A 4074-nucleotide genomic window follows, 5' to 3' on the forward strand; every position below is an offset into this window, starting at 1 on the left:
GATGCGTTTGCAAGAGAAAAATAATATAAACGATGAGTATTACAGCATTATAAGCACTTTTGTAGCATTAAGCGATGATAAGGCAATTACGCTTTATGACTTTGTTTATGATTTAATCCCAAATTCAATCAAACGCGAGTTTTTAAAAGATGAAGCATCTATGAGGGCTTACTTGCCACTTAGAGGGGAAAAATTCACATACACAGAGAATAATTTCAAGGACAAAATAGAACTACACACAAATATTTACAGCATACACAAACCCTTTAATGAAAAAAACATCAAAAAAGAATGGCACACTATAAATGCACTAAATTTAAAAGACTATGAGTTAAATTCAAAAGAACTTATAATACCTAAGGCAAAGCAAGATAGGCTAGGCATAGGGTATGACGAGCTTTGGGAGCTTGTGAGTGTAGGTGAGGGGGATTTGGAGTATTTTAAATTTTGGACCTTTAAGGATGAGCTAGCACCTGAATTAACAGAATATGAACTTGATGAGGATGGAGTAAAATCACCCTTAGGAGAATGGAATAAATATGTCTTAGATGAACAAAAAATGGCTTCTTGGGAGGATATGTTTGATTTTTTGACAGCTTATTATCCTTATGCTGATAGTTATTTAAACTTATATAGTGGGGAGGTGTGGGATAGAGGCTCTGTCTTTGTGTCAAGTAGTGAGATTCAAAAAATTGCTGCTACACAGTATTATCAAGCAAGGACGGTGATCTTGCAGAATAATTTTTCTACAAACAAAGCCTTATTTGAAGAGGCAAGAAAACAAATAAAAAAAGATCCAAATACAAATTTTTATCCAACTAGTAGGTATGCTTGTGCTGTTTATTGCAAGTATGTGGCAGAGTTTAATTTAGATATTTATCTAGCCTACCGTTTCAATCAAGCCTTGGCACTAGCCTTTGTAAATGCTTATGATGATGATAAAATCAAGGAAGATAGATGAAATTTACAGAACTTAGCTTTGATGAGTATAAAAAGATAAGAAAGCTGCTTTTAATGGGTAGCGAGGAAAATAAAGATGAGGTTTATAGAGACAGCAAGGGAGTAGCTACCATAGGCATAGGCATCAACATACAAAGAGACTTTGCTATATGGAGAAAATTTTTATTGTATTATTTCTTTGGAGCTATCCCAACTTATGATAACTTTCCCTTTCTTCCCTTTGATCATAAGGATGAACATCAGCTCATTAAAATAATTGTTTCTCATTTAAAGGATAGAGAAAATTTTACAGCCAAAGAACAGCATAAAGAATATAAAAAAGGCTCTCTTAAATTTAAATCAAAGGATTTTTAAGCTAAGCCCTATGAAAAACAAAGATCCGTTTCCGAATTTCGCAGATATAATTTAGCGAAATTTTTAGATATTTTTTACTTCGTTAAGCCTCTCGTAACTTTTGGAGAATTGATTTAGAAGCGAAAAAAATTGCTGAACTTTGTCAAATTTCACAACAAAGTTTGTGCAAAATTTTCAAAGAAATTCGCATTTTGATATCCAAAGAATGCGAGAAGCTTTCTAAAATGAGCGGTGAGATAGAAGTTGATTAGAGTTATTTGTTACAATGCTTTGCTCGTAACTTTGCAAGAAGGAGCAAAGGCATATTATAGGGTAAAGCATAGAGAAAACGAGTTTGCAAAGGGACACAACCACATAAACAAAATTGTGAATTTTTGGGGATTTGCGAAATTTAGACTTGCTAAATTTAGAGGTATAAAAAGAGAAAATTTTGTCCTTCACTTAAAAGAAACGCAATTAATACAAAAAATTTAAGGCAATATTCTCATCAAAATTTATTAAAATGGCTTAGGAAAACTCCTAGCTCATTTTAGCTAAAAGTATCAATCGCCTTTATTTTTATAAAGCCTAATAATGTGATTATTATCTCGTTTTATTGTTTTTCTTTTCTAAATAAAAAATTATTCATAGCACCCTTCCACAAAAAATTTGATTTACAAACGCCTTAAAAGTTTTCAATCACTAGCTACACCAAACAAACTCTCTATCTCTGATGAATCATCAAGAACTTTTGCTTTTTTAGCTTTGCTTTTTAATATGTTAATTTTATCTATTTTCCATTGCGGTAAATCACAATTTATGGGTAATAACTCACAAAATCTATAAAAATGATCAGCCAAATTACCATAAAAATACTGCTGTGTTATCCATTTTTCCAACTCATAAGAAATATAAATATATCCTTGCTTTGCATTCCAAATTTTAGCGATTCTAACCAATCTTCTTAAGGTTTGATTATTTGTCAACGCCTCATCTAAATCGTCAGGATTTGTTGATATCCAATTTTGATATGAGTTTTGTTTGTTAGGAATTTTATAATTTCCAAAAATACTAATGGTTGGCACCAATTCAAATTTGATATGATTTAACTCCAAAACTATTGCTGGATGGCTTTGGTAAATTTCTGATCGAGAATAGCTAGATTGGGCAAAATTGTTGAGATAGTCTAAATAAGTTTGTGGCTTTTTCATCTCACTTGTGTAGGTAAACCATAAGAATCTTTACATTTTTTCCCAAATACAACCATAATATCAATATCTGAATCATCATCAAATTCCCTTGATATAATCGTCCCTCTCTTATAAGAGCCAAAAATAAAGTATTTGTCAATACAGTTCCTGCCATTATCATTTTTATCGTTATCATAGTTTTTTAATCTTTGAAAAATAGTATTTATGGATTTTTGTATCCCATCTTTCTCATCATCCCTTATAATAGCTCTTTTGGCTAACTTTTCCAAGTAATTATTTACGCTCATTTTTTGTCTCCTTATCGACTTTATATTCGTGCGTTTTGTAAGTTTCAATTAACCTTTTTGCATTTTTGTATGCTTTTTGGCTTATAGGCAAAGAGTTTTTATTGAGCAAATCTCTTTTTTCGACAAAACACTTCAAACTTTGCATTTGAGCCTCTAATGTAAGTTTATGGCGCTCAATATCCACAAAATAATTTACTTGATTTCTTAATGCCAAATAATCATTGCCACTATTTTGATGAGAAATATATTTGCCACTAGTATCTAAAAAAACCAAAATCATGGTAATTAAACCAGATAAACAGCCTATACTACCAACTAATAAGCTATCAAAATCAGTAAATGCAAAGGCTATAGATACGCAAACAGAAATAATGGAGCATATCATAAGCCCATAATTCCAATATCTCTACTATTTTGCATCCTCAAAATGTCCTTTTGCTGAATATATAGCATCTTCTTTTATCCTACCTAGTTCTTTTTGAAAGCTATCTAAGATTTCTTTTTCCATATACAAAAACTGCCTTTCAATTTAAAAATTTTTTAAATCCTCTTACACTTCTTTAAATTTAAATTAACGCTTATTTCAAATTAACTTTAAAACTTCTTTTGCATTTTTAAAGCTTTGAGTAATTTAAAGTGAAATTGAAGCCTTTGAATTTTTTCAACTCAAAAGTCTGTCAACTTTTTAACTTCAAGCTTAACTTTAAATTCAAGCCTTGCTGAATTTAAAGCTTTCAAAGTTTTTTTCAACTTAGAGATGCAGTATTTAAAAAGGATTAGCAAGGGATTAACTAAGCTTAAACCAAGCCTAACATTCAAGATTTAAAGTTGTTTAAGTTTAAATTCAAGTTTAAATTTAGATTCAAGTCTGAGGTTTAAGTTTTTCAAGCTTAAATTCAAGCTCAAGCCTTAAATTTTAGCTGAATTTAAGCCTTTAAGTCCTAAATTCAAAACACAAATTCAAGGCTATTATAAAGCTCTTGCAAGGCTTAAATTCAAAGTTGAAACTAACTTACAAAGCATAAAGTTCAAGGCTAAAGCTATTTAAAACACAAATTCAAAGCTCTTACAAAGCGTAATTTCAAGCTCAAGCTCTAATTTTGGCTGAATTTAAGCCTTTAAGTCCTAAATTCAAAGCACAAATTCAAAGCCAAGCTTAAATCCTAGCCTCTCTCCAATCATCGCTCCCACTTGTGCCAGCAGCTGTGTGCTCCCAAATGACCTTTCTGTAATTCATAGAAACCCTGAAAAGCTCTGTTTTGTCGTTATTGCTTTTATCTTGG

The 4074-nt window shown here is 31.1% G+C and carries 4 protein-coding genes and 4 pseudogenes; 4 read left to right on the forward strand and 4 right to left on the reverse strand.

Annotation, left to right across the window (positions count from 1 at the left end):
• The 4 genes and pseudogenes from DMC01_RS13925 to DMC01_RS16930 form a co-directional block, all read left to right on the forward strand.
• The coding region (locus DMC01_RS13925) for a hypothetical protein (protein WP_185908926.1) at nt 1-961 on the forward strand (961 nt) is incomplete at its 5' end.
• Entirely contained in the window at nt 958-1314 is a 357-nt protein-coding gene (locus DMC01_RS12010; protein ID WP_142694433.1) for a lysozyme family protein, read from the forward strand. The genes DMC01_RS13925 and DMC01_RS12010, both read left to right, overlap by 4 nt.
• 110 nt (nt 1315-1424) lie before the next feature.
• Nucleotides 1425-1556, forward strand: a pseudogene (locus DMC01_RS16925) (IS1595 family transposase); the annotation flags it as partial.
• Between the two features lie 52 nt (nt 1557-1608).
• A pseudogene (locus DMC01_RS16930) lies at nt 1609-1847 on the forward strand (IS1595 family transposase); the annotation flags it as partial.
• Between the two features lie 141 nt (nt 1848-1988).
• On the opposite strand, the gene DMC01_RS13930 reads toward DMC01_RS16930, so the two are convergent.
• The 4 genes and pseudogenes from DMC01_RS13930 to DMC01_RS16235 form a co-directional block, all read right to left on the reverse strand.
• Entirely contained in the window at nt 1989-2504 is a 516-nt protein-coding gene (locus DMC01_RS13930; protein ID WP_185908927.1) for an SMODS domain-containing nucleotidyltransferase, read from the reverse strand.
• Nucleotides 2501-2791 (reverse strand): SMODS domain-containing nucleotidyltransferase, encoded by a 291-nt coding sequence (locus tag DMC01_RS13935; RefSeq protein ID WP_185908928.1) that lies wholly within the window; start codon nt 2789-2791, stop codon nt 2501-2503. Before DMC01_RS13935 ends, DMC01_RS13930 begins: the two co-directional genes overlap by 4 nt.
• A pseudogene (locus DMC01_RS12025) lies at nt 2778-3182 on the reverse strand (SLATT domain-containing protein); the annotation flags it as partial. The pseudogene DMC01_RS12025 and the gene DMC01_RS13935, both read right to left, overlap by 14 nt.
• A gap of 765 nt (nt 3183-3947) precedes the next feature.
• Nucleotides 3948-4074, reverse strand: a pseudogene (locus DMC01_RS16235) (type VI secretion system tube protein Hcp); the annotation flags it as partial.

The sequence above is a fragment of the Campylobacter troglodytis genome, from assembly GCF_006864425.1.
In the GTDB taxonomy this organism is placed as follows: Bacteria; Campylobacterota; Campylobacteria; order Campylobacterales; family Campylobacteraceae; genus Campylobacter_D; species Campylobacter_D troglodytis.